This is a genomic window from Cryobacterium sp. MP_3.1 (assembly GCF_035984795.1).
GTDB lineage: Bacteria > Actinomycetota > Actinomycetes > Actinomycetales > Microbacteriaceae > Cryobacterium > Cryobacterium zongtaii.
Genome location: NZ_JAXCHV010000005.1, coordinates 145449 through 162752, shown reverse-complemented (window position 1 = coordinate 162752; position 17304 = coordinate 145449). Strand labels below are relative to the sequence as shown.

The following is a 17304-nucleotide window of genomic DNA, read 5'->3' as shown; positions in this document are numbered from 1 at the left end:
AAATCAACAAACGACGACCGCGTACCTGCAGGAAACGTCTTCGGCATCAGCAACTCCTTCGAATCAGGATGTTGCAACGACCGTATGACTTTGCCGACGTCCAGGGGGCCTCAACTGGCAAGTCGGCGCAGCATCTCCCCGGCGGACCGTTGGTGAGGGCGGCGCCAGCTTGCGCGTTTTGCGGCAAAGAAGCCCTTCGCGAGCGGGTTGAGGGGTCCTGTGAAGCACGTCGACGCAATGCTCATCGCCGAGATGCCGCAAAGATGCGCTTCCCGGGCGGGCGCGGGCGATTTTTCCGCAAGTGGGCACCGCGTGCGTTGCCGAGATGAAGCAAACGGCCCCTTGACGCACTGTCAAGGGGCCGTTTGCGGCAAGTCGATGCGCGGGGCGCGCGAGTTACGCGGTGGGCGCCTGCGGGGAGCGGCGGCGGGTGCGGCTGCGGCGACGCGGCGCACTGTTGCCGTCGTGGTGCTCTGAGCCGCCACCGTCGTGGGTGCCGGCCGCCGGGGTGGCGGCGGGGGCATCCGGGTTGGTGCTCGAGCCCACGCGCACGCGGGTGCGGGGAGCCTGGTCCGCGGAGCGACCCGAACCGGAGCGATCGGCGGAACGACCGTCAGAGCGACCACCGGAACGGCTGTCGCTGCGGCCGCCACGACCGGAGTCGCGTCCGGCCGGTGCACCGGCGACGGCTTCCTTGATCGGGGTCGCACGCAGGCGGCCCTTCGACCCGGCGGGGATCTTCAGGTCGGTGTAGAGGTGCGGCGACGAGGAGTAGGTTTCCTGCGGCTCCGGGGTGCCGAAGTCGAGGGCCTTGTTGATCAGTGTCCACTTGGGCATGTCGTCCCAGTCCACGAAGGTGACGGCGATGCCGGTCTTGCCGGCGCGGCCGGTGCGACCCACGCGGTGCAGGTAGGCCTTCTCGTCCTCGGGGATCGTGTGGTTGATCACGTGGGTGACGTCGTCCACGTCGATGCCGCGCGCGGCGACATCCGTGGCGATCAGGATGTCTTTCTTGCCGGCCTTGAACGACGCCATGGCGCGCTCGCGCTGCTCCTGGTTGAGGTCGCCGTGCACGGCGGTGGCGTTGAAGCCACGGTCACCGAGTTCTTCGACGAGCTTGGCGGCGGCACGCTTGGTGCGGGTGAAGATCACGGTCTTGCCGCGGCCCTCTGCCATCAGGATGCGGCCGATGACCTCGTCCTTGTCCATGTTGTGCGCGCGGTACACGAGGTGCTCGATGTTGGCCTGCATGAGGCCCTCGTCGGGGTCGCTCGCACGGATGTGGATGGGCTTGGTCATGAACCGGCGGGCCAGCGCCACGATCGGGCCCGGCATGGTGGCCGAGAACAGCATCGTGTGGCGGGTGGACGGCGTCTGCGAGAACAGCTTCTCGATGTCGGCGAGGAAGCCGAGGTCGAGCATCTTGTCGGCCTCGTCGAGCACCATTTCGCGCACGTTGGCGAGGCTGAGCAGGCGCTGGCTGGCGAGGTCGAGCAGACGCCCGGGGGTGCCGACGACGATCTGCGCGCCGGCCTTGAGCTGCTCGATCTGGCCCTCGTAGGCCTTGCCGCCGTAGATGGAGACGATGGTGGTGCCACGGTTGCTCGCGGCGAGTTCGAGGTCTTCACTGACCTGGACGCACAGCTCGCGGGTGGGCACGACGACGAGCGCCTGCACACCGGGCTCGGGGTTGAGGCCGAGACGCTGGATCAGCGGCAGACCGAAGCCCAGGGTCTTGCCGGTACCGGTCTTGGCCTGGCCGATGATGTCCTGGCCGCTGAGGGCGAGGGGGATCGTCTGGGTCTGGATGGGGAACGGTTCGAGGATGCCCTTGGCGGCGAGAGCCTCGACCATGTCCTGGTCGATATTGAGTTCGGAAAAGGTCACGTTTTGGTTGCCTGTCTAGCTCGAAGCGGGATGCGCCCGTCTTTGCCTCAGGCGCAAGTCCACCGATCCTGCGCCGGTGAATGACACCAGACTATAGTGCGGCCCTGGGCAACAGCCCGTGGGCGCACCGCACCAGGCTCGTTATTCGCAACGAAGCCGGGGACGTGGACCTATGCTTGGCAAGTGATCTCCTGGTTAGGTGAACGCCCGAAACGGGCAGAGACGCCGCGGCTGTCGGCCCGGGGCGACCGGCGCGCCACCACGAAGGTGGACATCACCGAACTGGTGCCGGACCTGCTCACCTACCTCGGCCAGGCCGCATATTTCGAACTGGGCATGTTCGAGAGCCTGTCGACGGCGGTCATCACGGCGCCCACCCTCGCCGCCAAGGAGGGCCTGAGCCTGGCCGCCGGGCGTGCGCTGTCCAAGCACCACGGACTCATCGACGAGATCCGCCGCCGCGACGGTGAACCGGCCAGTGTGATGGGCCCGTTCGTTCCCGCACTGGACAACTTTCGCGCGATCACCGCGGGCGAGGACTGGCAGGAGCTGCTGCTCAGCTGCTACCTGACCGGCGGCCTGCTCGACGACTTCTTCATCAGGCTCTCCGACGCGTTGCCCGGCGATGTCGGCCCGCGCATCGCCCACCTGCTCGGCGAGCACGGCGGCGCCGACGTGCTGGTGCACGAGCTGGCCGCGGCCATCGCCGCGCAGCCGGCGCTCGAGTCCCGTCTGGCACTGTGGGGTCGACGCCTGGTCGGCGACACCCTGCTCGTGGCACGCTCGGCCATGGCGGTGACGCAGGACTCCCGCATCGAACCGGTCTTCACCGAACTGATCGCCGCGCACACCCGACGGATGGACGGCCTCGGCCTCACCGCGTGACAGCCGCTCGCGGCCACGCGAAAAAGACCCTCATCGAGATCGATGAGGGTCTTTTCGTCAGCTGACGTTACGCCGGCAGCCCGGTCCGGCTGATCGTGTGCAGCATGGCCAGGTCCGCGGCCTCGCGGCGACGGCCCAGAACCACGTCCACCACGACGGCCGCGACGGCGGCGACCACGAAGGACACCCACCAGATCCAGCCGCCGTCCCACGCCCAGCCGAGCCAGGTCAGCACGACCCAGACCAGCGACGCGACACCGGTACCCACGGCCGGCACCAACACGGAACCGTGCGTGAGGCGACGGGGCAGGGCGTACCGAGCCGCCAGCCCGAGCAGCGCGCCGCCGAGGGCGACGAACAGGAGCTCCATCGCTGGTTTAGGCTACGAAGCCGACGCGGCGGGAGGACTCAGAGCCCAGCTCGACGTAGGCGAGGCCGATGGTGGGGACGATGTACACGTGCCCCTTCTTGTCACTGAGCTTGAGGTATCCGGTCTGCCCCGCGAGGGCGGCCGCGACGGTCTCCTCGATCTCGTTGGCGGGCTGGGCCGTCTCGAAGCTGATCTCCCGGGGGGAGTTGAAAATGCCAATGCGAATGTCCACGGATGCGCCTTTCGGTTGCCTACCCGCTCAGATTACGACATGCCCCACGCTCGGCCCGCTACGTTCACTGTCGGCGCAACCCGTTACCGTTGGACCGTGATGAACCCGGTGTCCGAACTGCTCGACGATCCCGCCGTCTCCGACCCTGCTGAGGCACCGGCGCGGTCGGCCGAACCGGGTGTGCCCGGCCATACCCTCGGCCTGGATACCTCCCAGGATGCCGTTCTGCGGCTGGACCTGGACAGGTCGGCCGCCGTGATCGGCGCCCCGGGCTCTGGCAAGACCCACACCCTCGTCGAGTTCGTCGCCGACAGGGTGCTGACCCACGGAATCTCGCCCAGCGAAGTGCTGGTGCTGGTGCCCACCCGCACCGGCGCCACCGTGCTTCGCGACAGGCTGGCCCTGCGCCTCAGGGTGCCCACCAACGGCCCGCTGGCCCGCACCATGAACTCCGTGGCCTTCCAGATCGTGCGGGACGCCGAGGTGGCGGCCGGCCGCACCAGCCCGACCCTGCTCACCGGCGGCGAGCAGGACCAGATCATCGCCGAGATCCTGGCCGGGGACATCGCCTCCGGCACCGGACCGGCCTGGCCCAGCCCGCTCGACGCCGAGGTGCGCAGTCTGCGCGGCTTCCGCACCGAACTGCGCGACCTGATGATGCGCGCCGTGGAGTACGGCGTCACCCCGGCACGGCTGGCCACCCTCGCCGCCGCGAACGACCGCCCGGAGTGGGCCGCCGCGGCCGCCTTCATCGACGACTACCAGGACATCAAGGACCAGAGCCGGCCCGGCCAGTTCGACTCCACCGAGCTCGTGCAGTTCGCCGCGGCGATCGTGCAGAACGCCCCGCGCCTGCCGGCCAGGCCGGCGGGCACCGCCGGACCCACGACCCTGGCCGCCGTGACGCCGGGCAACCCGCTCGGCCCGCTCGGTGCGCTCAAACTGATCGTGCTCGACGACGCCCAGGAGGCCACCGAGTCCACTCTGGCGTTGCTGGCCCAGTTCGCCGCCCGTGGCGTCACGATCGTGGCGTTCGGCGATCCCGACCTGAGCACAGGGTCGTTCCGCGGCGCCCACCCGGATGCCCTCGGCCGGCTCGGCCACTACCTGCGACTGCCCGACGTGGCCACCCTCACCCTCGACACCGTGTACCGGCACGGCACCGAGCTGCGCGCGGTCATCCGCGAGTTCACCGGCCGGATCGGCGCCGCCGCCGCCGGCACCCAACGCGCGGCCGCCAGTGCCGAGCTCGCACCGACCACTCCGGAAACCGCCGCAGCGCCGCTCGCCGTGCAGACCGTCGTCACCGCCAGCCCCGCCGACCAGCTTGCCGTGATCGCCCGGCGCCTGCGCGAACGCCACGTGCTCGACGGCCTGCCCTGGGGGCGGATGGCCGTGATCGTGCGCACCGGCGCGCTCGTGCCGGCGCTGTCCAAGGGGCTGGCCGCGCTCGAGGTGCCCACCCAGGTGGCCGCCGCGCAGACCGCCCTCCGCGACGAACCGGCCGTGCGCGCCTTCGTCCTCGCCCTCGACATCACCCTGGGCCGCCGCCCGCTCGACGCCGACGCGGCGGTGGACCTGCTCCGCGGCCCGTTCGGCGGCCTCGACCCGATCACCCTGCGACGGCTGCGCGCGGCGCTGCGCCAACAGGAACTCAGCCACGAGGAACTCACCGCCGACGGCGCCCGCACCGCGGACGACCTGCTTGTGGAGGTCTTCCACAACCCGGCCCTGCTCGAACGCATCGACAACCGCACCGCCCGGCGCGCCGCATCCTGCGCCAAGAACCTCCGGCAGACCCGCACCGCCTACGCCGCCGGCGCCACCATCGAGGAACTGCTCTGGGGCCTCTGGCAGCGCAGCGGCCTCGCCCCGGCCTGGGCCGAGCAGTCCACCGGCACCGGCATCGACGCCGACGAGGCCAACCACAACCTCGACGCCGTCGTGGCCCTGTTCTCCGCCGCGCAGCGTTTCGTCGAACGCACCCCGGCCGCCCCGCCCGTGCTCTTCGTCGAACACCTCGTCGACACCGATGTGCCCGAAGACACCCTCGCCCCCCGTGCCCTGGCCGAGTCCGTGCTCGTCTCCACCCCCAGTGGCACCATCGGCCGCGACTTCGACCTGGTCGTGCTCGCCGGAGTGCAGGAGAACGTCTGGCCCGACCTGCGCATCCGCGGTTCGCTGCTCGGCGCCGGCGACCTTGCCCTGCTGGCAGCGGGGGAGACCCCCGACCCGGCCGGCGCCCGCACGAGTGTGCTGCACGACGAGCTGCGGATGTTCGCCCAGGCCGCCTCCCGCAGCACCACCGAGCTGCTGGTGACCGCCGTCGACAACGACGAGAACCAGCCCTCCGCGTTCCTGCGTCTGCTGCCGGAGCCTGACCCCGCCCCGCTGGCCCGGTACCCGCTGTCGCTGCGCGGGTTGGTCGGGCGCCTCCGCCGGGACCTCACCCAGACCCTGCGACCCCGGCTGCAGCCCGCCACCGGGGCCGAGGCCGACCCCGTCGCCGCGCTGCCCGCCGTGTTGCCGGCCAGGGCCACGGATGCCGCGGCCACCCTGGCCCGCCTGGCCAGCGAGAAGGTGCCCGGCGCGTCACCCGACGACTGGTACGGTCTCCGCCCGGCCAGCACGGTCCGACCGCTCAACGATCCCGAGGCCGGCGACGGACCCGTGCGCGTGTCGCCGTCGCGGATGAGCGCGTTCGAAACCTGCCCGCTGCACTGGCTGATCGGCCAGATCGGCGGCGGCGACTCCAGCACCGCGGCCAACCTCGGCACCATCATCCACAAGGTGATGGAGGACGCCACCGACCCGGCCCGCACGCCGGACCCGGCCGGGATCACCGCCGACGCGCTCTGGGCCGGCGTCGAGGCCCGCTGGGACGAACTCGTCTTCGACGCCGACTGGCAGTCCAGGGTGCAGAAGACCCAGGCCCGCGAACTCACCGACAGGCTCGCCGCGTACCTCGGCGACGGTGCCCGCGACGGCACCCGACTACTCAGCGCTGAGGGCCGGTTCGCCCTGGAGCTGGACGGCGCCGTGCTCTCCGGCACCATCGACAGGGTGGAGAGGCTGCCGGACGGCCGCGCCGTGATCGTGGACCTGAAGACCGGCAAGGGCGACCCAACCAGCGACACCGGGGTGGCCGAGCATCCGCAGCTCGGCGCCTACCAGTTGGCCTTCTCGGCGGGTGTCATCGACGGCCTCGAACCCGGCATGGAGCTGGCCGGTGCGCGCCTGGTGATCGTGTCCTCCGGCACCCAGAAGCAGAACTACCGAAATCCCACCCAGCCGGCCTTCAGTCTGGACGAACTGGCGGCCTTCACCACCAGGGTCACCGACGACGCCGCCGGCATGGGCGGGGCCACCTTCGTGGCCGAGATCGCCGACCACTGCCTCAACCCCCGCTCCTACGGCTCGTGCCGGATCCATGTCATCAAGCAGGTCAGCTCATGAGTACTCCGTCTTCTTCTCAGAACCGGGCGGTCTCCGCCCTCGACATCGCGGCGGCGCTGAAGATGTTCCCGCCCACGAGCGAGCAGCAGGCCGTGATCGAGGCGCCTCTCACGCCCACCCTGGTGGTGGCCGGTGCCGGCAGCGGCAAGACCGAGACCATGGCCAATCGGGTGCTCTGGCTGCTGGCCAACGGGCATGCCAGACCGGACCAGATCCTCGGCCTCACCTTCACCCGCAAGGCCGCCGGCGAGCTGGCCGAACGCATCAACGATCGCATCCGCCAGCTCAGCGAGGCCGGGCTGATGCCCACGGGCGACGATGCGGACACCACACCGTCGGCGCCCGGCTCCGTGCCTAGCCTCGACTCAGCCGACCTGTTCAACGCTCCCGCGGTCTCCACCTACAACTCGTTCGCCAGCCGGCTGTTCACCGACAACGCGCTGCTGCTCGGCCGCGAACCCGAATCGGTGCTGCTCAGCGAAACCAGCGCCTGGCTGCTCGCCCGCCGGGTGGTCGTGGCCAACGGCGACGGTCGGCTCGTGCAGTACGGCAAGGGCGTCGACGCCGTCACCGACGCTGTGCTCTCGCTCAGCCGCGCCCTGGCTGAGAACCCGCCCCCGTTCGTGCCCGGCGAGGAGCCGGTGCCGCACGACCTCGCGCGCCTGGCGAACAGCTTCGGCTACCTCGCCGACCTGCCCTACGGCAACCCGCGTAAGAAGAAGGCCTACGACTCGGTGCTCGAGGCCATCAGCGCCGTCGCTCCGCTGCCGGTGCTGGCCGAGCTGGCGGATGCCTACGGGTCCGAGAAACGCCGCCAGGGCCTGATCGAGTTCTCCGATCAGGTGGCCCTGGCCCTGCAGGTCTGCCGCAAGGTGCCGGCCGTGGTGGCCCGCTACCGCGAGCAGTACCGCATCGTGTTGCTCGACGAGTACCAAGACACCTCGGTGCTGCAGACCGAACTGTTGCGCACCCTGTTCGCCCACCACCCGGTGATGGCCGTCGGTGACCCGCACCAGTCCATCTACGGTTGGCGGGGCGCGAGCTCCGCCAACCTGCTCGGCTTCTCCACCGACTTCGCCGCTCTGGCCAACACCGAGGCGCCGTCGATGTCGCTCTCGTTCACCTGGCGGAACCCGGTCGCGGTCCTCGAGACCGCCAACACCCTGGTCGCGCCGCTGAGCGCGCAGCTGCGCGCCCGCCCCGACGGCATCCAGGTGGAGACCCTCAAGGTGCCGCCCGGCAAGGCCGCCGGCCGGGTGGACGCGGCAATGTACGAGAGCATCGCCGACGAGGCCGCCGCGATCGCCCGCTGGTTCGCCGCCAGGCTCGGCACGGCGCCGGCCGATGTGGATGCTGAGCCGGAGTCCGGCGCGATGCTGTTCCGCGCCCGCCGGGACATGGAGTTCTACGCCGAGGTGCTGCGCGAACACGGTGTGCCCGCGCACGTGCTCGGCCTCGGCGGCCTGCTGTCGACCCCGGAGGTGGCCGACGTGCTCGCCGTGCTGCGCGTGGTGCACGACCCGTCGGCCGGCAGCGACCTGATCAGGCTGCTCACCGGCGGCCGCTGGCGGATCGGCGTGCGCGACCTGCAGGCCCTCTCCGGTGTGGCGGGCTGGCTGGCCACGCACGACTGGGCGCAGAAGGCCGTGACCGACGAACTCAAGGCCAAGCTGCGCGCCTCCGTGGCCACCGAGGAGAGCCGGTCGCTCGTGGACGCTCTGGACTTCGTCGCCTCCGTGCCCGAAACGCACGGCCAGCTGGCCGCCTTCAGCGACGAGGGCCGCCAGCGCCTGCGCCAGGCCGGTCGGCAGCTGGCCTGGCTCCGCAGCCGATCGGGCCTGGGCCTGCTCGACTTCGTGCGTTTGATCGAACAGGAGACCCTGCTCGACCTGGAACTGGTCGCCAACGAGAGCCACGGCCGGGCCCTGGCCAACCTGTATGCCTTCCACGATGCCGTCTCGGCGTTCCTGGACAGCGACGAGCTGGGCACCCTGGCCAGCTTCCTGCGCTGGCTGGCCCGCGCTGAACGCCAGGACGACCTCGGCCCGCGCGGCGAGGCCGCCGAACCGGGCACCGTGCAGCTGCTCACCATCCACGGCTCCAAGGGGCTGGAGTGGGACTACGTCGCCATTCCCGGGCTGACCGAGAAGACCCTGCCCGCGCCAAGCCGGGAGACGACGGGCTGGTTGCGCTTCGGTGAGCTGCCCTACCCCTGCCGGGGCGACCGGGCGGAGCTGCCGGAACTCAAACGCCTCGGCCATGAGACCCAGATGTCGTTCGACATCGATTTCGGGCTGTACAAAGAGCAGCTCGCCGACCGGCACGACGCCGAGGAACGCCGGCTGATCTACGTGGCCACCACCCGCGCCCAGCAGCAGTTGCTGCTCACCGGGGCGTTCTGGGGCGGCGGCACGACCGTGCGGAAGGCCAGCCGGTACCTGCTCGAACTGGCCGAGGCGGGGCTCATCGACACCCTGCCGGAGGGCAGCGAGTTCGAGGAGAAGCCTCAGACGGACCAAGACGCCACCGAGGTGTGGCCGTTCGACCCGCTCGGCACCCGACGCCCCGTCGTCGAGGCCGCCGCCGCCCTGGTGCGCGCGCACGACGACACGGGCACGGATGCCGACAACGACGTCGCCCGCATCGAAACGCCCTGGTCGCGGGAGGTGACCCTGCTGCTGGCGGAACGTGCCCAGCGCCTGGCCGGACCCGGCACCCTCGACGTGCCCACCCGCATCCCGGCCTCCAGGTTCAAGGACTACGTCGACGACCCCGCCGCGGTGCTCGCCAGGCTGCGCCGGCCGATGCCGGAGCGGCCGTACCGGGCCACCCGCCTGGGCACCCTGTTCCATTCCTGGGTCGAACAGCGCTCCGCCGGGGCCTCATCCGGTGACCTCATCGACGTCGGGCCGGACGAACTCGACGTCGACACCGACACCGACACCGGTGACGGGCTGCCGCTCGAGCTGGAACAGCTGGACCGGTTCAAGGCCACCTTCGAGAGGTCGCCCTGGGCGACGCTGGCACCAGAGGAGGTGGAGATCGAGATCCACCACGTGCTGGGCGACCAGGTCTTCATCTGCAAGCTCGACGCCGTCTACAAGACCCCCACCGGCTATCAGGTGGTGGACTGGAAGACCGGCAAGGCGCCCAAGGACGCGGCCGATCTCGAACTCAAGCAGACCCAGCTGGCCCTGTACCGGCTCGCCTACGCCCGGTGGAAGGGCATCGACCCGGCCATCGTCGACGCCGTCTTCTACTTCGTCGCCGACGACCGCATCGTCGCGCCCGAACGGCTCTACTCCGAGGCGGACCTCTTGGCGGCCTGGTCGTCGGTGGCCGCGACATCCGCGCCGCCGGCCGTGGCGATCGGGCCCGTCGTGTCGTCGGTGTAGTCGGTGTCGAAGCCGGTGCCGTCGAAGCTGGTGACCCTGCTGAACGACCCCGTGTCGGCGAACTCGCTGGTGCCGTACTCGGAGCTGTCGTCGCTGTTGCGACCGGCGGACCCGGTGGCCTGGGTGCGCGGGGTGTCCTTGAGCATCGACTCGACGTCGGAGACGCTGAGGATGGGCCCGGTGTCGGGAGAGAGCGAGTTCATGGTGTGGCTGTGCACGTTGTCGACCAGACCGTCGAGCATCGACACCGCGTCGTCGACGATGGCCTCGTCGTGGGTGTCGACGCCGTGCAGCAGCCAGCGGACCAGTTCCAGCTCGGCGTAGAGCATCGCCCGCTGGGTGATCAGCGGGTCGTTGCCCTGCCGCGCCGCGGTGTAGGTGGCCACGGCCGTCTCGGCCGCATCGCCGCGCGCGGCGAGCAGCCAGTTGAGGTCGCGGGCCGGGTCGCCGACACAGAGTCCAGACCAGCCGAGCACCCCGCACACGGCGTCGTCGCTGATCAGGAAGGACTCCGCGGTGAGTGACCCGTGGATCACCGTCGGCGCGAACTGCCAGAGAGCGTTGTCGTCGGTGGCGAGTTCCCAGCGCCGCAGCAGCGCTGCGGGCAGCTTGCCGGTGTTCGCGGCCCGGTCGATCAGGTCGATGGTGGCGGTGCGGCAATCCTGGGCGCTCTGCTGCACGAGGCCGGCGTCGCCGATGAATGCCGACGGCAGCCCGTGGATGGCGGCGATCGCGCGGCCGATCGACCCGGACACTCCCTCATGGCCGGTGAGGGCATCCGCATCATACGAGGCGCCGGGCAGACGCTCGTAGACCACGGCCCTGGTGCCTTCGAACGGCGCCTGGCCCACAAAGACCGGCACGTCGAACGGCAGCCTGCTGCGGTTGCCCGTGGTCAGGGCGCGCAACGCCACGAGGTCGGCTGACTGCTCGGTTTCGGCCGCCTGCGACGTGGGAACCCTGATGATCAGTTCCTTCTCATCGCGGGTGATCAGCAGGGCAGAGTCGAACAACCCGCCGCCGCCGAGACTGTGGTTTCGGGCGTGGGCGACGTCGAGCTCCGGCACTGCATTGGTGGCCAACGCGGCTAGAGTGAGGTGGGATCTGGCCATGCCTTCTAGGTTAGGTCGAGTTCCTCCCGGTGAGGCCATTCGCCACGCCTGCAGACAACTTCGGCACGTGTTGCCCGATTCTTGAGGGGTCTCATGTCGTTCAGGTTCACGGCCACGCTGCCACTGTCCAGGCACGCCGTTGATCGCGACAACGACGCCCGCGCCCAACCCGATTTGTTCGAGCGGCTCTGGGCGGATGCCGGCACCCGGGTTCTGCCGCTCTGGCGCGGTACCGTGCTGCTCGCCGCCGCCGCCGGGAACGACCGACCCCGGCTGTTGTTGGTCGCGCCGGCCGATCTCAGCACCGACCCGGCGGCCGCCCTGCGGGTATACCTCGGCCTGTCGCTGGACGCCGACGCCGCCGAACCCGTCGGCACCCCGCTCGTGGCCGTGCCGCTGGACGATGACCAGGCTGCCGCGCTGGAACCCGACGCGTCCAGGTGGGTGGGCCTTCGCGACTACGCCACCCTGCTCTCGGACCGGGACACCGGCATCCTCACCGAATCCCTCGGCATCCTGCACTGGCACGATTCGCACCCGCACTGCCCGCGCTGCGGCGCGGCGACCGACGTGACCACCGGCGGTTGGGTGCGACACTGCCCCGAGGACGGCAGCCAGATCTTCCCTCGCACCGACGCGGCCGTGATCGTGCTGATCACCGACGACCGTGACAGGGTGCTGCTGGGCTCGAACGCCATGTGGGAGGCGAACCGGTATTCGCTGCTGGCCGGCTTCGTCGAACCCGGCGAATCGTTCGAGTCCGCCGTGGTGCGCGAGGTGTTCGAGGAATCCGGCATGCGGGTCACCGACCCGGTCTACCGCGGGTCGCAGCCGTGGCCGTTTCCGGCGTCGATCATGGTCGGCTTCACCGCCCGCCTGGCCGATGGCCGGCAGGCCGGCTCTCTGGTGCCCGACGGCACCGAGATCCTGGATCTGCGCTGGTTCAGCCGCGCCGAGCTCGCCGACCCCGAAAACGGCATCATGCTGCCCGGCCCATCGTCGATCGCCCGCGCGCTCCTCGACGACTGGCTGGCTCAGCCGGAGCAGCCCGGTGTCTGACCGGTTGACCCCCACCGCCGAGTCCTTGCTCACCGGACTCGACGAGCAACAGCGCATCGCCGCCGAAGCCCTGATCGGGCCCGTCTGCATGCTCGCCGGCGCCGGCACCGGCAAGACCCGCGCCATCACCCACCGCATCGCCTACGGCGTGATGAGCGGCGCCTACTCCCCGAACCGGGTGATGGCGCTGACCTTCACCGCCCGCTCCGCCGCGGAGCTCCGCGGCCGGCTCCGCCAGCTCGGCGCCGGTGGCGTCGCCGCGCGCACCTTCCACGCGGCCGCGCTGAGCCAGCTGAACTACTTCTGGCCGCACGTCGTCGGCGGCCAAGCGCCCCGCATCCTCGAGGGCAAGGGCCGGCTGCTCGGTCACGCCGCCGAGGTCCTCAAACTCAAGCTGGACACCGCCACCCTGCGTGACCTGGCCGGCGAGATCGAGTGGCGCAAGACCAGCGGCCTCAGCCTGGACCAGTACGCCACCGCCGGCCGCGCCCTGCCCGGTCGGCTCGACATCGACCAGACCCTGGACATGCAGGCCGGCTACGAACGGCTCAAGGACGACCGCAAACAGATCGACTTCGAGGACGTGCTGCTGGCCATGGCCGGCATGATCGAAGCCGAACCCTCCGTGGCGCTGCAGGTGCGGGAGCAGTACCGGTTCTTCGTCGTCGACGAGTTCCAGGACGTCTCCCCGCTGCAGTACGACCTGCTCAAACTGTGGCTCGGCGACCGGCGGGACCTGTGCGTGGTCGGCGATGCCAGTCAGACCATCTACTCCTTCGCCGGTGCCCGGAGCGACTACCTGCTCGACTTTCCCAAGCACTACGAGGACGCCACCGTGGTGCGCCTGGAACAGAACTACCGGTCAACCGCCGCCATCGTCGCCACCGCCAACCAGCTGATGCGCGGCCGGCCCGGCGCGCTGTCGTTGCACGCCGCCGTCGCCGAGACCGGGGTGGAGCCCGCCGTGCGGGAGTACCCCAACGACATGGCCGAGGCCCGCGGGGTGGCCCAGAGCATCTTCGAACTCGTCGAAGCCGGGGTGCCACCGGAGAACATCGCGGTGTTGTACAGGGTCAACGTGCAGGCCGCGCTGCTCGAGACCGCACTCGGTGATGTCGGCGTGAGCTTCCAGATCCGCGGATCGAAGCGGTTCTTCGACCTGCCCGAGGTGAAGCAGGCGGTGATGTCGCTGCGCGCGGCCTCCGTGTCGATCATGGGCGAACCGCTCTTCAAATCGGTCAGCGACGTGTTGCGGGGCCTGGGCTGGAGCCAGACCGCGCCGGAAACCCGCGGCGCGGTGCGCGATCGTTGGGAGGCGTTGAACGCGATCATGGGGCTCGTCGACCAGGCCGCCCCCGGCACCACCTTCCGTCAGTTCACCGACGAGCTGATGGAACGACAGGCCGGCCAGCACGAACCGACCGTCGCGGCGGTCACCCTGGCCACCCTGCACTCGGCCAAGGGACTGGAATGGGACGCCGTGTTCGTGGTGGGGCTCTCCGAGGGCCTGGTGCCGATCAGCTACGCCGGCACCTTCGAGCAGGTCGACGAGGAACGCCGGTTGCTCTACGTGGGTGTCACCCGGGCGCGGAAACGCCTCTCGCTCAGCTGGTCCGCGGCCGGAAGCCAGCAGCGTTCCCCGCGAGAACGATCACGCTTTCTGGCAGAAATCGGCATCCGCACCGCTCGTGCGGCCGGTGCGCGCGGCGTCTGACCGTCAACGCTTCAGCGTCGATCGCCAGCGATGCGGCCGCGAACTCGTTCGAGGACGCGAACACCCGCTCGTGCACGATGCCGGCCGCCGTCGCGGCCACCTCGATGCCCAGCCGAGGCGTTTCGGTGGGTGCCGTGCGGTGCAGCAACTGGCTGGCGATCGCGGGCCAGGCCGGGTCGTGGTCGACGTGCTCGAGGTCCAGGCAGGTCAGGCACGGGCCGGCCCCGGGCTCCACGAGCGGGCCGACCCGAACCTCGGTGTCGCTGAACAGCACCGGCAGGTGCGGCACATCCCGCCGCAACCAGTGACCGTGCCGCTCCGGGGCGAGCACGAAGTGGTCCACGATCACGGCCAGGTCGGGGAGCTGCCCTGGCGTCGCAACCGTGATGCCCAGGTCGACCAGCAGGTGCCGGATGCGGTCGGCGGTGGCGCCGGCGCCGTCCACGCAGACCACCGGACGGGCGCCGCGGCGCACCGGGGTGGCCCTCCTGCTGCCGAACCAGGTGGCGGTGAGCGGGGCGGTGTTCGTACCGGGCTCCGCCGGCTGCGTGTCGAGGCCGACCAGCGCGGGGGCCAGGGCGGAGAGCAGGGCGGCGGTCGCCGCATCCGTCGCGCCGGACTGTCGCCCGAGCATCAGGGCACCCGACCGGGGAATCCCCACCCGGAGAGCAGCGATGACGCTCTCCAGCGGAGCCGTCACCCCCGGCACGATCGCCAATGGCCGGTCGATTCCCAGCTGGATGGTGTCCGGCGTGCGCCAGACAAGCGGATACCGCGGGTCGAGTCGAAGGATCATCCGGCGATCTTCCCTCAGACCGGCCGGCGCCGTCGGATCCATCCACAGGTCCGGATTGCCGCCCGGGAATATGCAGGTCCAGCCCAGACTCCACCCCTAGGCTGACGCAATGATTGAGAAGACCGCACGCCGCGTACTGGTCACCGGAGCCACAGGCTACATCGGGGGCCGACTGGTTCCCAAACTCCTCGAGGCCGGTTATACGGTGCGGGTGCTCGTGCGCTCGCCCCAGAAACTGACCGACGTGCCGTGGGCCGACGACGTCGAGATCGTCGAAGGCGACCTCGGCGACCGGGCCTCGGTGGCCAGGGCCAGCGCCGACATCGACGTGCTCTACTACCTGGTGCACTCGATGGGAGCCAAGGGCGACTTCGAGCAGACCGAACGCACCGCGGCCCTGAACGTGGCCGGCGCCGCGGCCGAGGCGAAGGTTTCGCGCATCGTCTACCTCGGCGGCCTGCACCCCGACAGCCCGACCCTCTCGCCGCACCTGCGTTCCCGCGCCGAGGTCGGCCGCATCCTGCTGGACTCCGGCGTGCCCACTGTCGCCTTCCAGGCCGGGGTCGTCATCGGCTCCGGGTCGACGTCGTTCGAGATGATCCGGCACCTGACCGATGTGCTGCCGTACATGCCGGCGCCACGGTGGGTGCGCAACTTCATCCAGCCCATCGCGGTGCGCGACGTTTTGCACTACCTCGTCGCCGCCGCCGAGGTGCCCGCGGACGTCAACCGCACCTTCGACATCGGCGGCCCCGACGTGCTGCGGTACGGCCAGATGATGAACGGCTACGCCGTCGAAGCCGGCCTGCATCAGCGCCCGATCGCGCCGCTGCCGGTGCTCACCCCGTGGCTCGCGTCGCAGTGGGTCAACCTGGTCACGCCCATCCCGCGCAGCCTGGCCGTGCCCATCATCGCGTCGCTGCAATACGACTGCGTCATGCACGAACACGACATCGACGCGGTGATCCCGCCGCCGGCCGGCGGCCTCACCACCTATCGCCGGGCCGTGCGCCTGGCGCTGGGCCGGGTGCGCGACGGCGACGTGGAAACCAGCTGGCAGAACGCCGCGACGGAAGGGGCGTCGAGCAACCCGCTGCCCAGCGACCCCGACTGGGCCGGTCACCTCGTGTACACCGACCTCAAGGAGAAGCGCACCTCCGCCAAGCCGGCGGACCTGTGGCGGGTCATCGAGAGCATCGGTGGGGAGAACGGTTGGTACTCGTTCCCGCTGGCCTGGGCGGTGCGCGGTTGGATGGACAAGGTCGTCGGGGGAGTGGGCCTGCGCCGCGGCCGCCGGCATCCCGACCGCCTGCAGACCGGCGACGTGCTCGACTTCTGGCGCGTCGAACGCATCGATCGGGGCAGCTTTCTGCGGTTGCGCGCCGAGATGCGGGTGCCCGGCCGGGCCTGGCTCGAGATGCGTGCCGAACCCACGGATGACGGTGGCTCGATCTACCGCCAGCGTGCGGTGTTCTTCCCGCGCGGACTCGGCGGCCGGCTGTACTGGTTCTCGATCCTGCCGTTCCACGGCGTGATCTTCAGCGGCATGGCCAACCGCATCACCGCCGCCGCCGAAACCGAAGCTGCCGAAACCGAAACCGCAACCCTGGACACCCAGCCGGGGACCCCGGTCGGTGCCCCGCCGGCGGCCACGACAGCGGAGGCGGCCGTCGGCTCCTGACCCGGCCCCGCTGACCGCTCATCCGTCCGGCGAGCTCGACGGGGAGCCGGCTGACGGGACCTTGCCAGCTTCGACCCTAGCCACCGTGCACCGCGGAGCGCATCATGGAAGCAAGCGGTGAGGAGTCCAGATGTCCGGTGCGGTGGTGTTCGTCGGCGATGGCCTCAGCGCGGGTGCTCGATGGGAGGAACGGTTCCCCGACCTCGAGGTGCGGAACCTGGGCGTGAACGGGGACACGACCGACGAGGTCCTGGGCCGGCTCGATCAGGTTGTTGACGCCGACCCCGATGCCGTCGTCCTGCAGGTGGGTACCAACGACGTGGGCTGGAACCGTTCGGACGAGTACATCGTGCGCAACATTGAGACCATCCTGTGCACCCTGCGCAAGCAGCTGCCCGGCACCCGTCTGCTCATCCAGTCCGTGCCCCCGAGGGAGAAGGAGTTCGTGCCCGTGATCCGGTCGGTCAACCGACACCTGCGCCAGTTCGCGCCGACCGTCAAGGCTCGCTACCTGGATCTCTGGCCGGTGTTGGCCGCCGAGGACGGTACGCTCAGCGCCGAATGGTCGGCCGATCACCTGCACCTCATCGAAGCCGGTTACGTCGTCTGGTTCACCGAGCTTCGGCCCGCACTCGTCGACCTGCTCGAACGCCCGCCGGAAACACTGTCCGTCAGCCGGCACCCCGCCTGACGCACCCGTCGCGGCACTGGAGCGAA

General features: G+C 70.3%; 12 protein-coding genes. 7 read left to right on the top strand and 5 right to left on the bottom strand.

The window, feature by feature from the left end; genetic code table 11:
- Positions 1 to 396: 396 nt before the first annotated feature.
- Positions 397 to 1887 carry a DEAD/DEAH box helicase gene (locus tag RCH12_RS05470; protein WP_134409533.1) on the bottom strand — a complete coding sequence of 497 codons (1491 nt, stop codon included), beginning with the start codon at positions 1885 to 1887 and terminating at the stop codon, positions 397 to 399.
- A gap of 183 nt (positions 1888 to 2070) precedes the next feature.
- Here RCH12_RS05470 and RCH12_RS05465 point away from each other — a divergent pair, with 183 nt between their 5' ends.
- A complete protein-coding gene (locus RCH12_RS05465) occupies positions 2071 to 2772 on the top strand; it encodes a ferritin-like fold-containing protein (protein ID WP_243399154.1) in 702 nt (233 codons plus the stop codon).
- Between the two features lie 67 nt (positions 2773 to 2839).
- Here the strand turns inward: RCH12_RS05465 and RCH12_RS05460 are convergent, their stop codons facing one another.
- Positions 2840 to 3142 (bottom strand): hypothetical protein, encoded by a 303-nt coding sequence (locus RCH12_RS05460; protein ID WP_103431217.1) that lies wholly within the window; start codon positions 3140 to 3142, stop codon positions 2840 to 2842.
- A 7-nt stretch (positions 3143 to 3149) separates the two neighbouring features.
- Positions 3150 to 3374: a DUF3107 domain-containing protein gene (locus RCH12_RS05455; protein ID WP_088455638.1), complete on the bottom strand. Its 225-nt coding sequence runs from the start codon at positions 3372 to 3374 to the stop codon at positions 3150 to 3152.
- 99 nt (positions 3375 to 3473) lie between these two features.
- On the opposite strand from RCH12_RS05455, the gene RCH12_RS05450 reads away from it, so the two are divergent.
- Positions 3474 to 6830, top strand: a complete 3357-nt coding sequence (locus RCH12_RS05450; protein WP_327016269.1) for an ATP-dependent helicase — start codon at positions 3474 to 3476, stop codon at positions 6828 to 6830.
- Positions 6827 to 10225 carry an ATP-dependent DNA helicase gene (locus RCH12_RS05445; protein WP_327016267.1) on the top strand — a complete coding sequence of 1133 codons (3399 nt, stop codon included), beginning with the start codon at positions 6827 to 6829 and terminating at the stop codon, positions 10223 to 10225. The genes RCH12_RS05450 and RCH12_RS05445 overlap by 4 nt, the downstream gene beginning before the upstream one ends.
- Here RCH12_RS05445 and RCH12_RS05440 read toward each other — a convergent pair.
- The gene (locus RCH12_RS05440) at positions 10129 to 11337 is read right to left on the bottom strand and encodes a phosphotransferase (protein ID WP_103431220.1); all 1209 of its coding nucleotides are present in this window, start codon (positions 11335 to 11337) and stop codon (positions 10129 to 10131) included. The genes RCH12_RS05445 and RCH12_RS05440 overlap by 97 nt on opposite strands.
- 93 nt (positions 11338 to 11430) lie before the next feature.
- Here RCH12_RS05440 and nudC point away from each other — a divergent pair, with 93 nt between their 5' ends.
- Both nudC and RCH12_RS05430 read left to right on the top strand, forming a co-directional pair.
- Positions 11431 to 12396, top strand: a complete 966-nt coding sequence (nudC, locus tag RCH12_RS05435) for an NAD(+) diphosphatase (RefSeq protein WP_327016266.1) — start codon at positions 11431 to 11433, stop codon at positions 12394 to 12396.
- Positions 12389 to 14110 (top strand): ATP-dependent helicase, encoded by a 1722-nt coding sequence (locus tag RCH12_RS05430; protein WP_241980347.1) that lies wholly within the window; start codon positions 12389 to 12391, stop codon positions 14108 to 14110. The genes nudC and RCH12_RS05430 overlap by 8 nt, the downstream gene beginning before the upstream one ends.
- On the opposite strand, the gene RCH12_RS05425 is transcribed toward RCH12_RS05430, so the two are convergent.
- Positions 14001 to 14906 (bottom strand): TOMM precursor leader peptide-binding protein, encoded by a 906-nt coding sequence (locus tag RCH12_RS05425; RefSeq protein WP_327016265.1) that lies wholly within the window; start codon positions 14904 to 14906, stop codon positions 14001 to 14003. The genes RCH12_RS05430 and RCH12_RS05425 overlap by 110 nt on opposite strands.
- Positions 14907 to 15015: 109 nt before the next feature.
- Here RCH12_RS05425 and RCH12_RS05420 point away from each other — a divergent pair, with 109 nt between their 5' ends.
- Positions 15016 to 16587 (top strand): SDR family oxidoreductase, encoded by a 1572-nt coding sequence (locus tag RCH12_RS05420; RefSeq protein WP_327016264.1) that lies wholly within the window; start codon positions 15016 to 15018, stop codon positions 16585 to 16587.
- 130 nt (positions 16588 to 16717) lie between these two features.
- Positions 16718 to 17278: a GDSL-type esterase/lipase family protein gene (locus RCH12_RS05415; protein ID WP_103431224.1), complete on the top strand. Its 561-nt coding sequence runs from the start codon at positions 16718 to 16720 to the stop codon at positions 17276 to 17278.
- The last annotated feature ends 26 nt before the right edge of the window (positions 17279 to 17304 follow it).